At 41.1% G+C, this 18,624-nt stretch carries 15 protein-coding genes and 1 riboswitch; of the genes, 13 read left to right on the top strand and 2 right to left on the bottom strand.

What is annotated here, in order from left to right; genetic code table 11:
- Positions 1–12 precede the first annotated feature (12 nt).
- The 9 genes from mfd (at position 13) to HUU58_02340 (ending at position 13,318) form a co-directional block, all read left to right on the top strand.
- A complete protein-coding gene (mfd, locus tag HUU58_02380; GenBank protein ID NUN44502.1) occupies positions 13–3,414 on the top strand; it encodes a transcription-repair coupling factor in 3,402 nt (1,133 codons plus the stop codon).
- A gap of 19 nt (positions 3,415–3,433) precedes the next feature.
- The gene (locus tag HUU58_02375) at positions 3,434–5,206 is read left to right on the top strand and encodes a peptidyl-prolyl cis-trans isomerase (protein NUN44501.1); all 1,773 of its coding nucleotides are present in this window, start codon (positions 3,434–3,436) and stop codon (positions 5,204–5,206) included.
- Between the two features lie 35 nt (positions 5,207–5,241).
- Positions 5,242–7,581 (top strand): CHAT domain-containing protein, encoded by a 2,340-nt coding sequence (locus HUU58_02370; protein ID NUN44500.1) that lies wholly within the window; start codon positions 5,242–5,244, stop codon positions 7,579–7,581.
- Positions 7,582–7,637: 56 nt separating this feature from the next.
- A riboswitch (cobalamin riboswitch) is annotated at positions 7,638–7,821 on the top strand.
- Between the two features lie 82 nt (positions 7,822–7,903).
- Positions 7,904–9,820 (top strand): TonB-dependent receptor, encoded by a 1,917-nt coding sequence (locus HUU58_02365; GenBank protein NUN44499.1) that lies wholly within the window; start codon positions 7,904–7,906, stop codon positions 9,818–9,820.
- A gap of 17 nt (positions 9,821–9,837) precedes the next feature.
- Positions 9,838–10,878: a hypothetical protein gene (locus HUU58_02360; protein ID NUN44498.1), complete on the top strand. Its 1,041-nt coding sequence runs from the start codon at positions 9,838–9,840 to the stop codon at positions 10,876–10,878.
- A 98-nt stretch (positions 10,879–10,976) separates the two neighbouring features.
- Positions 10,977–11,534, top strand: a complete 558-nt coding sequence (locus HUU58_02355) for a hypothetical protein (GenBank protein ID NUN44497.1) — start codon at positions 10,977–10,979, stop codon at positions 11,532–11,534.
- A gap of 79 nt (positions 11,535–11,613) precedes the next feature.
- On the top strand, positions 11,614–12,573 hold the full coding sequence (locus HUU58_02350; GenBank protein NUN44496.1) for a hypothetical protein: 960 nt from the start codon (positions 11,614–11,616) through the stop codon (positions 12,571–12,573).
- Positions 12,574–12,578: 5 nt separating this feature from the next.
- On the top strand, positions 12,579–13,133 hold the full coding sequence (locus HUU58_02345; protein NUN44495.1) for a cob(I)yrinic acid a,c-diamide adenosyltransferase: 555 nt from the start codon (positions 12,579–12,581) through the stop codon (positions 13,131–13,133).
- Positions 13,130–13,318 (top strand): (2Fe-2S)-binding protein, encoded by a 189-nt coding sequence (locus HUU58_02340; GenBank protein ID NUN44494.1) that lies wholly within the window; start codon positions 13,130–13,132, stop codon positions 13,316–13,318. Before HUU58_02345 ends, HUU58_02340 begins: the two co-directional genes overlap by 4 nt.
- 6 nt (positions 13,319–13,324) lie before the next feature.
- On the opposite strand, the gene feoB is transcribed toward HUU58_02340, so the two are convergent.
- Positions 13,325–15,373 carry a ferrous iron transport protein B gene (gene feoB / locus HUU58_02335; GenBank protein ID NUN44493.1) on the bottom strand — a complete coding sequence of 683 codons (2,049 nt, stop codon included), beginning with the start codon at positions 15,371–15,373 and terminating at the stop codon, positions 13,325–13,327.
- Complete coding sequence (locus tag HUU58_02330) at positions 15,370–15,615, bottom strand: ferrous iron transport protein A (GenBank protein ID NUN44492.1); 246 nt, start codon at positions 15,613–15,615, stop codon at positions 15,370–15,372. The genes feoB and HUU58_02330 overlap by 4 nt, the downstream gene beginning before the upstream one ends.
- Before the next feature lie 212 nt (positions 15,616–15,827).
- Between HUU58_02330 and erpA the strand changes: the two genes are divergently transcribed.
- From erpA to HUU58_02310, 4 genes are all read left to right on the top strand, one after another.
- A complete protein-coding gene (erpA, locus tag HUU58_02325) occupies positions 15,828–16,181 on the top strand; it encodes an iron-sulfur cluster insertion protein ErpA (protein ID NUN44491.1) in 354 nt (117 codons plus the stop codon).
- A 146-nt stretch (positions 16,182–16,327) separates the two neighbouring features.
- Entirely contained in the window at positions 16,328–17,047 is a 720-nt protein-coding gene (locus tag HUU58_02320) for a LamG domain-containing protein (protein ID NUN44490.1), read from the top strand.
- Between the two features lie 56 nt (positions 17,048–17,103).
- Positions 17,104–17,631: a BON domain-containing protein gene (locus HUU58_02315; protein ID NUN44489.1), complete on the top strand. Its 528-nt coding sequence runs from the start codon at positions 17,104–17,106 to the stop codon at positions 17,629–17,631.
- An 85-nt stretch (positions 17,632–17,716) separates the two neighbouring features.
- The gene (locus tag HUU58_02310) at positions 17,717–18,604 is read left to right on the top strand and encodes a hypothetical protein (protein NUN44488.1); all 888 of its coding nucleotides are present in this window, start codon (positions 17,717–17,719) and stop codon (positions 18,602–18,604) included.
- Positions 18,605–18,624: the final 20 nt, after the last annotated feature.

Here is an 18,624-nt window from a genome sequence, read left to right as displayed (position 1 = left end):
AAGCCTCTATACATGCTTGATATAGTTCTTCAGCGTATAGCATCCTCTGAATCGGCGCAAAATTTACTTCGCCATATCGCCGAAAAGAAGACGATCATGGTGGACGGGTATGTCGGTTCGATGGATGCGGTGCTTGGGATTTTAGCGGCTCAGTCGGCCTATGTGAATAACCGCTTATCCGTTATCGTTGTGCCGGACAGTTTGACGTATGGTCGTGTACTCGATGATCTCACAACGCTGCAAGACTATACAACCCACAAAATCCCGATTTTACAATTCCCGGAAGACGAACTTTTACCCTATGATGACCGGGAAGCCAATCCGGCTTTCGTAGCAGCACGGCAGGAGAGTATCGAGCAATTGCTTAATAACGAAAAAGCAATACTTGTTACCACGGTTCGTGCTTTGAGTAAACGCATTCCGGGTCCGCGTAGCGTGGCATCTTACAAGATAGAACTTCAAAGCGGCGCCACGTTTCAGTTTCAATACTTGGTCGAATTGCTCCATGAGATCGGTTTCGAAAAGCAAGAAATCGTGGATCAGCCGGGAACGTTTGCCATTCGTGGTGGTATCGTTGACGTATTTCCTTTTGCTCAACAAAATCCTATCCGTATCGAATTTTTCGGCGATACGATTGATTCGCTTCGTTTTTTTGATGTAGTAAATCAGCGTTCGTTGCAAAAAACAGATTATTTAGCGCTGTATCCCAAATCGGAAAGTCAAACGGCACAACACGATGCCGATCTGACGGATTATTGGCCACAGGACACACTGGTCATGTTATTAGAACCGGAAATTTTACAGGGTGCATTGGTTAAGTATTGGGATGAAATCAACGACAGTTATCAACGTAAATCCGAAGCTCATTCAGAACTTCTCGCGCCGGAAAGTCGTTTTCTTGATGCCGTATCCGTAATGAAAAAGCTCAATGCCTTTGCAGGCCTTTATTTTGCCCGTTATAGCCGTAATATGGATTTTGATAAAATAAATTTTGCGGCTCATGCACTCGAATCATTTAACAGCCACATCAACCTGCTCAAAGAACGATTGATAGCCATTCGGGGCCAATATAAGGTTTTCATAGCGTGTAATAATACGGGTCAGGCTGAACGATTGTCTGAATTATTGGATTCCGATGAACTTGCGTCCGGCGTTGATTTTGTAATCGGCGTCGGCGAGTTGCATGAAGGCTTCTACACGGAAGATGCACAATGTGTCGTATTTACGGATCATCAGATTTTTGGACGCATCAAGCGTACGCGATCACATCGCAAATTTAAAACAGCGCAGGCGTTGCGTCATATTGCATCGCTCAAACCGGGAGATTATGTAGTTCATGTGGATTACGGCATTGCGCGCTACGCCGGTCTTGAAAAAGTAACCAGCGGTGAACATACCGAAGAATGCCTGAAACTTCTTTATAAAAACGGTGATAAATTATTTGTTCCGCTTGAACATTTTTCGCGCGTCCAAAAGTTTTCAGCCGAAGACGGCGTTACACCGACGTTACATAAATTAGGTTCAGGTGATTGGGATAAGGTTAAAGCACGCACCAAAAAAACGCTGAAAGATATCGCACAGGATCTGATCAAACTCTATGCCGAACGCAAATCACGCAAAGGATTCGCTTTTACACCGGATACCCATATGCAATACGCATTGGAAGCATCGTTCGAATTTGAAGATACGCCCGATCAAACCAAGGTGACGCTCGACGTCAAAAAGGACATGGAAAGCGATAATCCGATGGATAGGCTTGTCTGTGGTGATGTGGGTTACGGTAAAACGGAAATCGCTATACGTGCTGCTTTTAAAGCCGTTCAGGATAGTAAGCAAGCGGCGATACTCGTTCCCACGACGATTTTGGCGGAACAGCATTTTGAAACGTTTTCTTCACGTATGCGCGAATTTCCGGTTCGCATTGATGTGATATCCCGTTTTCGGACAACCAAAGAACAAAAAATCATCCTCGAAAAAGTACAGCGCGGCGAAATTGATATACTGATCGGCACGCACCGACTTCTTTCAAAGGATGTGCAGTTCAAAGATTTAGGCCTTCTTATTATCGATGAAGAACAGCGTTTTGGCGTTGCTCATAAGGAAAAACTTCGTCAGCTCAAAGCTACCGTCGATACGATCACTCTGACAGCGACGCCGATACCGCGAACATTGCACTTTTCGTTGATGGGCGGACGTGACTTGTCGGTCATCAATACGCCACCGCAGGATCGTTTACCCGTTAAAACAGAGATAACGCAGTTTGACGAAGACCTCATCCATGATGCCGTGATGAAAGAATTGGACCGGGGTGGACAGGTTTATTATGTGCACAATCGGATACAGAGTATTGATCGCATCACGGACATGCTCAATACGGTTGTTCCCAAAGCACGATTAGCTGTGATCCACGGGCAAATGGCACCGCAACAAGTTGAGGATATCGTTCATGCTTTCATGAAACGCGAATATGATATTTTAGTCGCTACGACAATCATTGAAAACGGTATTGACATACCAAACGTCAATACTATTATCATAGACCAGGCACATCAGTTTGGGTTATCGCAGTTATATCAATTACGCGGTCGCGTCGGTCGCTCCAATCGTCAGGCGTATTGCTATCTTCTCACGATGCCCATGAGTGTAATGCCTTCGGACGCGTTACGACGATTGCAGGCGATAGAGGAATTTTCGGATCTGGGTTCAGGTTTTTTGATTGCAATGCGGGACTTAGAAATTCGTGGTGCCGGCAATATGCTTGGCGCTGAACAAAGCGGTTTTGTGAACGCGGTTGGTTTTGAGCTTTATTGTCAAATTTTGGATGAAGCCGTACAAGAGACACGCCAAGAAATGAATGTGGTTGAGTCGGGCAAAAAAGAGGAAATAACTCAGCAAGCAGAGTATATGCCGGCTTTGCAGGTTCATGTTTTTTGCGATACCTATATACCGGATACCTATGTTAATGTTCCATCCGAAAGGGTTAGGATTTATAAAAGCTTATCGGATATCATTTCGATTGACGCTTTAAATGCAATCGAACAAGAATTGGTGGACCGTTTTGGGAAACTCCCTGTAGAAGCAAAAAATCTTCTGCAAATGATTGAAATAAAGTTGATGACATTGCCGCTTTGTGCTGAACGATTGGATATTGATGAAAACAAATTAGTACTTCGGTTTGATGTGAAGAGCATGAGTCAACCGAATATGGCAGATCGTATGAAAATAAGGATGAATGCAATTGTAAAAACATTCGAAAATCTTCGATTTTTTCAGAATAAAGACTTTTTAGATATTACTTTTGGTTTTGAGTGGTATGATGCGACAAAAAGCCGTATTATTTCAACTGAGTCTAAAGAAGATTCTTTAGTATTGATAAGTGCCAAAAAAATAATTTCACAAATAATTGAGTTATAAATCATTCATAAGGTTAAATATGTATTTTTCTAAAATTCGACGGTATTCGTGGGTACTATTGATTACGGTTATGACCATAGCCTGTAAAAACGACGAGAAAAAGACTGATTATAATGATTTGAAAACAGTATTAGCAGTAGTCGGTGAAGATACTGTTTTTTTAGGTGATTATAAAAACCGGGTTTTGGAATTGAAACAAAATAAACCCGATTTGGAATCAGAAGCTACGCGACGCAAAATTCTCGATGAAATGGTAGATTACTACCTTATGGTAATGGATGGAAGAGATAAGAAACTGCAGGAACATCCCTATGTGCAATTTCAAGTTCGTACCAAAGAAGACGAATTGTATTATGCGCATGCAATACGAAATGCAATAGTAGAGCCCTCGATAACGGAAGATCAAATCAAAGTGCGATATGAGCAACTAAAAGAACAGTTGGATGTAAAACATATTTTTATCGGATATGATAAAACTTTTGATCCTTCATTGGAAATGGCACCCAATCAAAAGAAAATCATACGATTTAAGCTAGCCGCCAAATCCATTGCTGATTCTTTGTTGGGCGTACTCAAAAAAGAACCCGATAAATTTGAAAGTTTTATAGAACAGTTTTCTGACGATGCAGCCACCAAATTTTTCGATGGCACTATCAAAGGGTTGCGCCGAGGTGAATTGCCTAATGAAGTAGGCGATGCTTTGTTTAAACTACAACCCGATGAATTATCGCAACCAATTGACGATGGGAACGGATACCATATTTATAAAATCATACAAAAAAGCAATGATGCTAATGTACTACCATATGAAAAAGCAAAAATTGCCATTAAGGAGCAAATTGCTAAACAAATTCTTTTAAAACCTGATGTACAAATCGAAAAAAACAAAAAAGAGTTCATCGAAAAACGGCTACATGATGGGTCATACAGTTTTAATCAATCTAACGCTGCGGCATGGTATTCTAAATTCAAAAAATATGATATAAAAAAATCGCTATTTGAGCAGTTAACCGATGATGAACTAAATACGATTCTCGCTACATCACTGACGGATACTATAAAAATAATTGATGTAGCCTTCGCACTCACTGGTAATCGGTTTAATTCACGTATTACAATGGAACAAATGGAATCCGGTGTTCGCAATGCCATAGCCGTTAGACTTGTATCGCGTTGGGCTAAAGAACAGAAAGTCAAACTTACTGATCGTGAGGCACATTTTATCAAGCGGATAGAAGGCGGCCTGATTTATAATAAAATTCAACCTCCCACGCCCGATTTCAAACTGATCGAAGATACATCCAATGTGCGTCGCTATTATGAGGTCAATATAAAGAATTACAAAATGCCGGACAGTTTGGATCTGGGAATGATTGTAATGAACGAAGAAGCGCAGATACGGCCTATTGCAGATAAAATTAAATCTTCAAAAAGTTTTGAAATCAGTTTTGACGAATTGCGAAAGAAAAATCCCGCATCTGCTGTACGTTCCGGTCTGAGACCCTTAAAAGAATTTGGGAACTTGTCGGCACGTATACAAGAACTCAAAGAAGGTGATATAAGCGACGTTTTTATTATGAATGATGGTAAATACGGCATTGTTAAGATTTACAAAAGAACACAACCGAGCTGGTATTCATTGGATAAAGTGTTTGCTCAGGTTAAATCCGATTACGCAGTTTCATTAATCAAACAGACACGGGATAAATGGTTATTAAGCTTAAGAGAAAAATATACTCCTACAGTTAATTATCACTCGTTGAAAGATGCTTTTGAAATTAAGCTGAAATGATTTTTATGAGATTGTTTCTTTGGTTTCTGTTTGTTATGAGCCAAATACATGCTCAGGATCATATATTACTCGATAGTGTGGACGCCTTACTTCGTGAAAGTAAATATGCCGATGCCATACACCTTTTTGAAGTAAATAGTATTTCCACAATACATAAGCCCGCTACCCATGCTGCGCTGTCGAAAGCGTATTTCTATCTTGGTCAAAACAAGGAGTCGCAAAGTTTGTATTCATCGCTGTTACAACGTAAGGATGTTGCAACAATGGATCGTTTTCGGTGGACTCAGGATTATATTCTTGTTGCTGCTGAAACAGGTAATTTTAAACTCTGCGACTCGTTACTCACTATAATCCAATCAATACTTCCTACGGTTAAAGATTCGACCACCTTGGCCCGCTATTGGAATACGGTTGGTATCATCTATATCCAATCTTCTCAACCCTTTTTAGCCAACGAAGCTTTGAATAAAGCTGAGCATTACATACACCGCGACTTAGATATCAAATTGCAATCGTGGATTGTTTCCAATCGTGGTATTGTTTATAAAATGATGGGGGATTATGCTTCCGCAATAGAAAAATATAGAATGGCTTTGCACCAAGATTCTCTGCGTAATGATAAGGCCGACATGGCGGCTGATTATCAAAACTTGAGTTTGATTTTTTTGGAGATGGAATTATACCCCGAAAGCCGTTATTGTTTTGAAAAAGCACTTGAATACATACGAATGACGGGAGATGTAGGGTCCGAGGGATTAATTTTGAACAATATGGCGCATTTATTTAATAATCATGGCCAAATAAAATCAGCCCTTCAATGTTTACGAAGCTCATTGGTTATCACTGAAAAAGCAGGTGACAAAATTGCAACGGCTGACGGGTATTACGAATTAGCTGGAACATACCGTACGTTATCATTGTACGATAGCGCCATGTACTTTTGGAATATGGCGTATGACATCTATTTTGATAGTGGTGCTTTAGATCCAATGTTTTATACCCTTCTTGCTAAATTTCAAATGACAGTGAAGTTAAAACAATTTGAACATGGGGATCAGTTGTTAGCTAAAGCCTACAATTTACTCTCCCAACTTCCTTCAAAACGATATACACCAAGTTATTATGATGCGCGCGCTTTATATTGTGAATCAATTAACCAAACGGACAGCGCTGATGCCTATTATGTCCTTGCGCTGCAATCCATAGATTCGATCTATCAGGAACAAAGCTCTGCATTTGTATATGATGCCAGTATCCCCAATAATCGCACTCGATTTTATAAAAACTATATTCGATTTCTTTTTGATCAAAAAAAGTATCATGATGCATTGAGATATCAGCTTTTATTAAACAGCATTCCTACCCATAAAATTAAACCGCACTCAATACCTTTTTTTGAATCGGGCATTTCATTCTTTCAAGCTGATACGGTCATGCATGTATTACTCAATACAGAGAGTGAATTGCAATATTATCGTTTATTCATATCACCACGTATCAAGGATCACCTTTTACAAGTTAAAACCCTTCTTCGTCAACCTTCCGCTAATCAGCATAGTCTATCACAACATCTGGCTGTATTATCAGATTGGATAAACCCGGCGATTATAGATTACGTTCAATCACATAAAGAATTGGTCATAGTACCTGACGGTTTGTTGTGTAATTTTCCTTTTGAGATGTTGAGCATAGAACGACGATATCTGACTGAAACGCATACGATTCAATATAGTAATGCACTTAATTTTGGAGATGAATTTGCTGTTAAATCGGAACGAACAATACCGTCGATCACTATATTGGCCCGCTCAGAATATAGTTCGTGGACTTCATTGCCGGATCTGCCGGATGTTGATAACGAAATAGACCGCATCAAGTCTATTATTCCGTATAACCAAATTTATTACCAAGCTACTGAAAAAAATTATTATGATATCATAAACACAGATACATCACAAGTTTTGCATTTGATAGGTCATGGTATGAACACGACAGACGATGTGCGTAAAAGCGGAATTGTATTAGGGCGAGATCAAACCCATCATGATGGGTATTTGACGTGTGATGAAATCGAAAAACAACAATTACACGGTCAATCGGTTATTTTATCGGCTTGTGAGACATCCGTAAGCACTAAAATAGCGCAAAAAAATATCCCGGCTATTCCTGAAGCGTTTCTTAATTCCGGTGCCTCGTTAGTTTTAAGTACCTTATGGAAAATTAACGATCGTGATGCAGTAAATTTTGTTGATCAGTTGTATCGACATTGGATTATCGAAAAATCCATTCCGGCGGCGCTACAAAAAACCAAACGTGATTTTATCGTTCAAAACACGCTTCCTTTTTATTGGGCATCGTGGGTGATTTGGAAGTAATTATTTTAAAACTTGACAAATAAAAGTTTTCGGTTATCTTGAGAACTGTCAATTGTTCTTTGTTATTTGGTTTAGGTGTCACGCATACGACGTGATGAAAAGGGAATCATGTGAAAATCATGAGCTGCCCCGCAACTGTAAGCGCATTCTAATAAGTCCACTGTTATCGAACCTATCGGTAATGGGAAGGCAATCGTTAACGCGCAAGTCAGGAGACCTGCCTAAACTGCATTCGACCAACCTTCGAGGGGAAGGCGTGGGGATCAATAAAGTCAACTTTTCTATTATCCTCATTCTTTCCGAATGAGGATTTTTTTTTGATATGATGAAAAGTACCATATACATCGGGTTATTGTGGTTCGCCATTGCCGAATATTATTCGCAAACCGGGGATAGTGTTAAAATTAAGCAATATGACTTGCAGGGTACGGTTATTACCTCATCACGTTTGATAAATTCCCGAAATGCCTCTTCTGCATTGGTTAATGTCATTACAGAAGAAAATATCCAAAGGCGAGGGGCAACCAATCTATCCGACGCTTTGAGTGGTGCTTCAGGGATACAAATTAAAGACTTCGGCGGAGCATCAGGACTCAAACTTCCATCTTTGCGAGGTTCTACTTCTGAGCAGGTTATAATCATGATTGACGGAATACCGCTCAATAATCCCGCTACGGGTTTGATTGATTTGGGTGTTGTTCCTTTGACCATGATTGATCATATCGAAACATACAAAGGAGGCGATAATAACGCCGTAGGCGGGACAATAAACCTCATAACAAAAAAACAACCACGTGATGAACCGATGTCAATTATAACGAAAGCGCACTATAGTTCATTTAAAAGACAGTGGTTATCAGCGGGGCTAACAGGTTTCATAAAGAAAACGTCTTATAATTTCGCCTATGAGTTCGAATACCAGCCCGATAGCAGTTATTTTGTTACTGTGCCGTCCTCAGGAGAACGTGTACTGCGGGTGAATTCGGAAAGCAAACGTCATGCTCTATTTCTCAATGTTAATAACAATTTAAGCTTAAAAACTGATTTTTCTTTAATGGGTCAATGGACGTTTCGTGATATTGAGATACCGGGTACGATTAGTAATAATACATCTGTAACATCACGCGGAAATCAGGAAGATCGCGTATTTCTCATCGCGCCGCAGATACAACACCGCTTTAACGACCAATGGCATACGGCGATTGGCTTGAGTTGGTATCAATATCAGTTTGATTATACCAATTCATTTCCAACTACCATCAATAGCCGAAATATTTCTAATAGTTACCATACACGTTGGACTAATCTGATAACTCTTCTAAAGCAACATACTTTCAATTTAGGTGTTACCCATACCTTCGTGCAAGGCGAAGGCGATAATACGGATCATGTGAGTAATCAGAGTGTCAGTGTTTTTGCCGATGATCAATGGCTAATTCCGTTGTTCAATCCGATGTGGTCTTTTCGATTATCACCGGCTATACGATGGGATAAATTTTCAGATTTTGGGCAGGTATGGAGCCCTAAGGCCGGAATGAATATTTCCTACGAAAAATCAGGCTATTACACGTCCTTACGCGCATCATGGTCTCGTAATTTTAGAGCGCCTACGCTCAATGAACGATATTGGAAAGATACGGACGCATCAGGCAATCCGGATATCAAACCCGAGCGATCAACAACATGGGATTTGGGCGGACGCTTCGGTGGTTCGCAAGGAAAGCATAGCTTTGAAATCGAATATACGTGGTTTGTAATGAGAGCACACAATCAGATCGCATGGAATTTGGCCGGAATAATACATCCTGAAAATATTCGCAAAAGTTCATCACGGGGTAGGGAATTGGCGATGAAGTACGAAAAAGAACAAATGTGGGAAACCAAATTTGAACTTTCACGTGCGAAGGCCGTTGATACCAGCGATCCCGATAATGTACGACGGATTCCGTACAATCCGCTATACACAGCTTCTTTATCGAATTATGCTATGTTCAAAGATTTTACAATAGGTCATACAACGCATTATCAGAGTCAACGTTATACAGATGCTGCTAATAACAGTGTAATACCGAGTTATTGGCTTACGGATGCGATAGTGTCTTGGCACAAACAAATAATTAGTTATGATGTACAGCTTAGCGTAATCGTAAAAAATATTTTTGATAAAGCTTACGAATCCGTTGCGCAATATCCCGGGCTTGCGCGCGAGTATGTCGTGGGAACTAAAATAACGTTCTAACATATTGGAGAAAAAGCATGCGCTACTTATGGTTTGTTATAAGTTTCACGATAGTATTATCGTGCGAAGAAAAAATTTCTGACCCTAAGTCCGGGATCATTACAGAGGGTATATTTATTTTAAATGAGGGTTCATTTGGCGCTGGAAATGGTGACGTTACTCTTTATCGCCCTGATAGTGCGGATGTGATCAATAATCTTTACTTGAGTGCCAATGGCAAATCCGCCGGCGATATTGTACAGGATATGCTGATACTTGATACGATGGCTGTTATTTCCATTAATAATTCGAATAAAATTTGTTTTGTTCGGTTGAAAGATTTTACGCTTTTATCAACTATAGGTACGCTACAGCCGCGTATGTTTGTCAAAGGTGATGAAGACAAAGTTTATCTGACGGCGTGGGACGGAAAACTCAAAACGCTGGATTTAACACAAAAAAAAGTGACGGATTCGATTGCGATAGGCACAGCGCCGGAAGCTTTGTTTCTCGACGGCAATGATCTTTATGTCGCTAATTACGGTTACGGCAATGATAATACGGTGAAAATCTACAATACAGTGTCAAAATCGATTACCAAAATCATTCGTGTCGGTTATGGTCCGCGAGCATTTAGCAAGTCATCCGGGGATAATAAACTTTTTATCGCATGCGAAGGAAATCAATATGCAGAAATACCTGTACCAGGTGGTATTTACGTTGTTGATCTAAATACCCAAACAATGGTGGATTCATTGGTGAATTTGCCTAGCTCTACAGGTGCGAAATCCTTTTATCCGGGGCGCATCGCTGTGAATGAAAACATAGGTTACTTTATAAGTGGATTCTATGGCGACATACAAAAATTTAATACCAGCAATTGGGCCATTATGGATAGTATCAAAGGTTCCTTTTACAACGTTGTTTTAAATCCCGACGTGGATTCCGACGTATATGCAACCGACGCATCGTTAGTACCGGGTAAATTTGAAATATTTGATCAAGACGGTCAAGTGAAGCATAGCTTTACCGTTGGTGATTTTCCGTCAGGGATGGTATTTTACAACAAGAATAAGTGATTGCAAAATTATCCAAGGCAAACTATATTGACACGTCTGCAGTGAATAAAAAATTTATCATTAAATCATATATAACGTATAATAAAAAGGTAATCATTATGACAATGCGCACGTCAAACATGCTGAGGTTTGTTCCTACACTGGTGACGGTTTTGTTAATTGTAGGGTATCGCCTTATGCCGCATCCTTGGAACTTTGTTCCGGTAACTGCGATGGCGATTTTTGGTGGGATCTATTTGAATCGCTCGTTGGCGTACGGATTACCGTTAGCGTCAATGATCGTAGCCGACCTTTTTCTCGGAATGGATTGGACTTCACCGGTTGTTTATGCTTCGATATTAGTCAGCTCATGGATTGGAACCCGAGTTCGTAATGTCTATGAAAACAAGAAACAGTTTGCCATGGCCGTAGGCGGTGGTACCTTAGCCTCATCGGTACTTTTTTATCTGACAACCAATTTTGCAGCGTGGCTTGTAATTCCGGAATATACCAAAGATATATCCGGCTTGATGCAAAGCTATATTATGGCGATTCCTTTTTTCAAAAATGCATTGGCCGGGGATATGTTTTTTATCGTGGTATTTGTCGGACTATATGAAGCAGTTCATTTTATCGTTACAAAGCTCAGTCGCCAATCAGCGCCTATTCACGGATAATAATTTGAGCGCTTTATTTTTTTACACCTCACGGTTGAAATTGATGTTATACATTTTCGCCGTGGGGATTTTTTTTTCTATGAGTTGTAATGAGAGCGATGATTCCTTTTCGGCCATACCGAGCGGTTTGTCGAGTGTATGGATTATCAATGAAGGTAATTATGGGGCTAACAATGCTTCCATTACGTTGCTTGACACACTGTATGAAGATACAACTTTTTCAAACGCCACAGGTTCTTATCTGAACGGAAGCGCCGTTCACAGCGCGGTTTTTACTGATTCCACAGCTTGGCTGATGATGACGGGCTCCGATAAAATCAGTATCCTGCACCGCAGAACACTTAAAGCCATGCACACGATTACTGGCATCGAAAGCCCGCGTAATGGCGTTCTGTACCAGAATAATGTGTATGTGACCTCGTATTTTGACAGTTTGGTTATAGCGTATGATGCCGCCGATTATACGGAAACGCACCGTTATAAACTCAGCCATAGACCGGATGAAATAACAGCGCTCAACGGATTTTTGATCGTATCCAATAGCCGATCGCCGGATGGAGTATTATCAAAAGATAGTGTGATCAGTTTGATTGACATAACTATGTCGGACGTCAATGCGTATGCTATCGGTTCACTGGCCGTTTCCGTATGGGCTAATAATCCTGCCGGTAAGGTTTATATCGCTTATACCGGTAAAAATTCTAGCGCTGGTAAAATAGTAGAATGGGACCCCTTGACTAAAATGATTACTTCTGAAATAGTCTCCGGTATCAATCCTACTTTTGTTCGTATGCATGATTCTGTTTTGGTTTATAACACGCGAAGCAACAACGCCATTGTACGATACGATATGAGAGCCGATATCAAAACCACTTTAGCGGGTAGTTATTTCGTTGGAGTGCCGTTAGGTGAAGACGTATTAGCAGCCGATGCGCAAGATTTTTTGCGCAATGGTTACGTATATTGGATTCGTAAAGACGGAACTATTCGCAAACGATATCCGGTAGGTATAACACCAAGTTCAATTTTACTACCATAAAATCTATGAAAATCTACACGAAAACGGGCGACGATGGCACGACGGGTTTATTTGGTGCCGGACGCGTTCAAAAAGATGCTACTCGAATCGAATCGTATGGTACCGTTGACGAACTAAACAGCGTCATGGGTCTAGTGCGATGCCATAGTGAAGATGACGAATTGGATACGGTATATGCGGCGATACAAAACGAATTATTTATTCTGGGAGCAGATTTGGCAACCCCGATGGACGTTAAAAGTGAATACATTGTTAGGATAAAAGCCGAAAATACCCTGCAAATCGAAAAACGGATTGATAGTTTTGATGCGCGGTTACCGGAGCTGACGAATTTTATTCTACCTGGAGGCACACGGGCCTCGTCATACCTCCATTTGGCGCGAAATGTTTGCCGCAGGACCGAACGATTGACAGTAAAACTGTCGAAGGAGGAGACGATCAATGAACATGTATTGACATATCTTAATCGGCTTTCCGACCTTTTATTTGTTTTGGCGCGCTGGGAAAATGCGAAGGCAGGCATTGCGGATACCGTGTGGAAAAAGCCGGTTGACGAATGATCACACGTTGCGTTTGTTTTGATAAAGAATTTGAAGAGCTCAAAAAAGTAGCTGCAGCATATCGCTGTAAGACATTGGAAGAATTACAAGAGCGGGTTTTAGTCGGCGTACGTTGTAAATTATGTCATCCCTATATTCGACGAATGCTGGCGACCGGTCAGACACGATTTGAAGTTAATGAGTAATCGTTTTTAAGCGATTCCCACGGCGTTAAGCAATACAACCGCCAGCCATCCTAATCCATAACCGATAGATGTAAATGCTACTTGTTGGATCAAAGGCATTTTCCACGAACCTGTTTCTTTGCGCACAACGGCGAGCGTAGATGTACATTGTAATGCAAACATAAAAAATATTACAATGGCCACGACCGAAGAAACCGTAAATACGGGTTTACCCGTCTGCTCGTGCCGGGCGGTTCTCATAGAATTAATCAATGACTGCTGCATATTATCTTCATCATCTTCCGCAATGTGAAATGTCAGGGCCGTCGCACTGACGAAAACTTCACGTGCAGCAAAAGCGGAAATCATGCCCACGCCGACACGCCAATCCCAGCCAAGTGGTATTAATGCGGGTTCGATCCATCGACCAACCATCGCAGCATACGAGGAGCTAGTGCGTTCTCCGGCGATCCATTGTTCGACATTTCCGGAAGCTTTGGCTTCGTCGGTGATTTCCGGGTTTGCATTGGGAAAATAGGTAAGCCCCCAGATGATGATCGAGCATAATATGATCGTCGTACCGGCGTTTTGGATGTATGAAACTGAACGCTGAAATGTATTACGCAGTATAAATCGTAGTATAGGTTTGCGGTAAGCCGGCAATTCAAGCATAAAACCGGACGGTGTTTTTTCTTTAATAAAACGACTGACAATACCCGCTACGAGTGCACCATTGATAAGACTTACAAAATAAATGCCGGCTAGAATCAATCCGCTCAGCCAAGGACGATCCGGAGGCATCAGAAAACCTAAAAGCAATGCGTACACCGGTAATCGCGCACTGCATGTCATCAGCGGTATTATAAAAATCGTAAGCAATCGTTCCCGCTGATTGGGGATAGTACGGGCGGCCATAGTCGCCGGTATCGCGCAAGCAAAGCCCGAAAGCATCGGAACAAACGAACGACCGTTGAGTCCGATCTTGGATAGCGGTTTGTCAATGAGCATGGCGCCGCGAGATAGGTAACCGGAATCCTCAAGCATCCCCATGAGTAAAAAAAGAATTACAATTTGAGGAACAAAGGTCATCACGGTACCCATACCGGCGATTAAACCATCAGCGATGAGGTTACCAAACCAATGCGATGATGGGAGCCAAGATTTTGAGAGATTGGCTAGTGCATCAAATCCCTCTGAAATCACATCCATCATCGGTTGGGCCAACCAAAAAACGGACGTAAAAATAAGCGCCATAAAAAAAACAAAAAAGAACATACCCCAAATCGGGTGTAGAAAAATTCTGTCCAGTTTTAAAGATGTTTCATCCGGTTCGATGGTACGCGTATTAAATACAGCATGATTGATAGCGTGGATGTCGGGCTTGACAGAAAAGGGGCGTATTACCTCTTTCTCTATGGATTCAGTTATTCGGTACAATTCCATTACCGCTGATTCCGATTGGAGCCTGGGGATAGGAGGTAATATGTATTTTTGCGTGACTGCTAAAAAACCACGTATGGCTTCAGCTAATTCAGCCACGCCGTTTTCCGTATGCCCGTACGTTTTTACGACAGGAGTTCCGAGTCGTTCCGATAGCAAAGTTGTATCTACCGAAAAACCGCGTTTTTGGAGTAAATCATTCATCGTAAGAGCGACAATGACCGGAAAACCTGCATCAATAAGTTGCTTAACCAGATAAAGTTGGCGGGAGAGCTGAGTGGCGTCCGCTGTAACAAGGACAAGATCAGGATGTCGGTAATTGGGATCTAAAAATAACGAGTCGACAGAAACTTTTTCGTCCAACGACTGCGGAGTTAAACTGTTGATACCGGGCGAATCAATAACTTGGGCGTCGCATTTAAAACGTTCGTGCATACGACCAACAAGAAATTCGACCGTCGTACCCGGATAATTAGAAGTTTTAAAATGTGAGCCGGTAAGGATATTAAATAAAGTGGTTTTACCGGAGTTAGGTTGGCCGATAAGTGTGATGCGAAAGCTAGTGTTGCTGCTGGTACCCGCAACAGAGTTCGAAGATGGCGTATGACAATCCGATGGCAAACCCGAATCCGTCATATATGAATGCATTCCGCTTCATTTTTACGAAGCGCTATTACTGTACCCCGAACAGAAACCGCCATAGGGCATCGAAAAGGGGACTTGGCGATAACTTTGACTTCTTGTCCCGGCGTAAATCCCATTTCCATCAAACGTATACATGTGTTATCGTTTTCAAGATGTTCGCCGCTGATTTTACAAATAACAGCACATTCGCCGCATCCGAGTTGTGCTACAGTTTTCAATTTGTTCGACGTCATAGCTAAAATTTCTTTAAAGTTTAACAATTTCATTAAGATTGAGACTGCGTCTCAATCTTAATGAAATGAATATAGAATAATACAGTCAACCAGTCAAGAGAAACAATGATATACGTCAGGAAAATGCTTGACAAGGGAATTTTTTTATTCTACATTAGTTTCATTGAAAACACCTAATTATAGATCAAACAGTGGTTTAAGGAGATAATATCATGACAGAAACTATGGAAGCCGTTAACGATGTGGTGATTACACAACGTGCTATTGAAGAAATCGGTTCGATCATGCGCGAACAAAGTATTCCTGAAAATTATACATTGCGTATGGGTGTTCAAGGCGGTGGTTGCTCTGGTTTTCAATATTCGTTAGCTTTTGATGAAACCATTTCTGAAAACGATACGATATTGGAATTCGGCGCAGTCAAAGTTGCCGTTGATTACAAGAGTATGTTATATCTCAAAGGCGTCACGCTTGACTTTCAAGATGGGTTAAACGGACGCGGTTTTGTTTTCAATAACCCTAATGCCAAAAAAACGTGCGGCTGCGGTAGTTCATTTTCTGCATAGATTTCCAGTAGTTTTATATAAAACCCGATACTTCAGTGTATCGGGTTTTTTGTTTTTTGATGCGTACTACATCATAATGCAGGTGCTCTGATCGCGATAACCATCCATATTGTTTGTATAAATAAACAAAACAATATGAGGGAAAAATGAAAAGATTTCATTGTATTAAAAGGGTTGTAGCTTTTTCTTTTATTATGGGGTTATTAGGACTGTTATCGTGTGATGACAATAACACTAAAGACACAGATGATAATACTGTAAATAACGAACCGGGGCTTGTGGCGTATTACCCATTAGATGGAAACGCGTACGATGCCGGTAGTTCCCATAGCGATGGTGTTGTTTCGGGGGCAATTTCGGCACATGATCGTCACGACCAAGTAGGAAAAGCGATGTATTTTAATGGGAACTCTGATTTTATCAGTGTCAATGATACTTCTAATTTTCAATTTGACGATTCACTGACCGTAACTGCATGGGTGAGAACGGATTCACTGAAAAGCCAAATTGTCGTTCGTAAAGGAGGCGGCTTAGCTGTTCCTGTATTTGAATTATACCTTGCCGGTAATGGCGATCGTGGATTTCGCATTGGAACAAATTTTACATACAAAAGCGGCGGGTATCCTTTACAAACCTGGATGCATTTGGCTGGTACATATGACGGCGAATCCATGATTTTTTATATTAATGGTTCACCGGTTGATACGTTACAAAAAAGTAATGCATTGACCAGCGATAAAAATCTGCTTTTGATTGGAACACGTACAGGTCTTAACGCAGATACATTCGCAGGGCGTCTGGATGATATCAGAATTTATAGCCGCGCCCTATCTTTGAGCGAAATCGCTGCAATGGCCGCGGAATGATTAAACCTCTTAACGCTTGCTCTGTCTAACAATAAAATGACGAAAGGAGCCGCGTTATGAGAGAAATTCGCTGGATCGCAATGGTGTTTGTGTTTTTTTTAACCGGAAGTGTCGTGTGGGGTCAAACTGAAAATTCTGAATCTCCGGATGATGCCGCTTTGAAGCATGCAGTAGAAAATAAAATTCAAGGTATCGTATGGTACGGAGCACGTGACTATGTAAACGTCGAAGTATCGGAAGGAGTAGTTATATTAAACGGTTGGGTTAGCGGGTATTGGAAAACTGATAAAATCCAAAAAGCGGTAGAGCAGGTACCTGGTATAAAGGAAATTACGAATGAAATCACCGTTTCTAATGGATCAGATGAATTGGCCGGGCGCGCGTTAAGTGCGATTTATCGTGATGCCATGTTCAGAAAGTATGTATTGGCTGCCGACCTTCCGGTACATGTGATTGTGCAAAATAATTCAGTTATTTTAGCCGGCAAAGTGACGGTCCAGTCCGAACGCCGACGTGCAGAGTTTTTAGTGGACGCTCATACATCCGCCGCTGTAATTGATAACCGGCTAGTTATCGAAGAGTAGTTTTAATTTGTTAAAATCACCACTATTGGTGAGTTAATCTACAAACGCATAAACGTATTTTGATTTTATACATCAGGAGGCGCTTATGCGTTTTTTTATTTTAATTTTGATCATTCCAATCGTCAATTTTGCAGTTTCTCAAACACAAGTGGATATTCTTGAAAAAGCGGAATCGGCTTATAAGGCCTCAGACTGGGCAACTTCCGTAAAGTTATATTTGCAGTTGTGCAAGAGTCAACCCGGAGAAGCAAAATTTTGGAATCGCCTCGCAACGTCGTATTATCAACAGGGGGCTTACAAAAACGCGTCGCAGACATACCGTCAATACTTATCTATGGCTCAGGATCCGGTAGGTATGTATAATGCCGCTTGTACATTTGCTCTATCCGGTGAAAAAGATACAGCGTGGTACTGGCTTGAAAAAGCGACGCAAAGCGGATGGTTTACCGCAACGCAGGTTCGCAAGGATAACGATTTGAAACCTCTCCATTCCCGGAGATTTGATGATTTAGTCCTATCATTAGATCGTGCTGCAAGACCTTGCGAATATGATTCATTATTTCGTCAATTTGATTTTTGGATCGGTGAATGGGATGTGTTTAATATCGCCGGGCAAAAAGCTGGTACGAATACGATTCAAAAATTAACAGAAGGTTGTTTATTGTTCGAAAACTGGACCGGTTCTTTGGGAGGTTCCGGAAAGAGTATTAATTTTTATGATAAACAGAAAAAAATATGGCGGCAGATATGGATCGCTAGCAATGGCAATGTTTCTGAATTTTATGGGCAATATTCCGAAGGTGTAATGGATTTTTACGGAGAATCAGCTTTGGCGAATGGCGGAATAGTGAAAAATAGATTGCGTTTTTTTAGGATTGATTCCGATACGGTACGCCAACTTGCTGAACGTTCCGATGATAATGGAAAAAGCTGGCAGGTAACCTATGATTTTCGTTATGTTCGTAAGAAGTAACATCATGCCTCAACGATTAC

It is taken from the genome of bacterium, assembly GCA_013360215.1.
In the GTDB taxonomy this organism is placed as follows: Bacteria; CLD3; CLD3; order SB21; family SB21; genus JABWCP01.
This window is presented reverse-complemented; position numbering and strand designations above follow the sequence as displayed.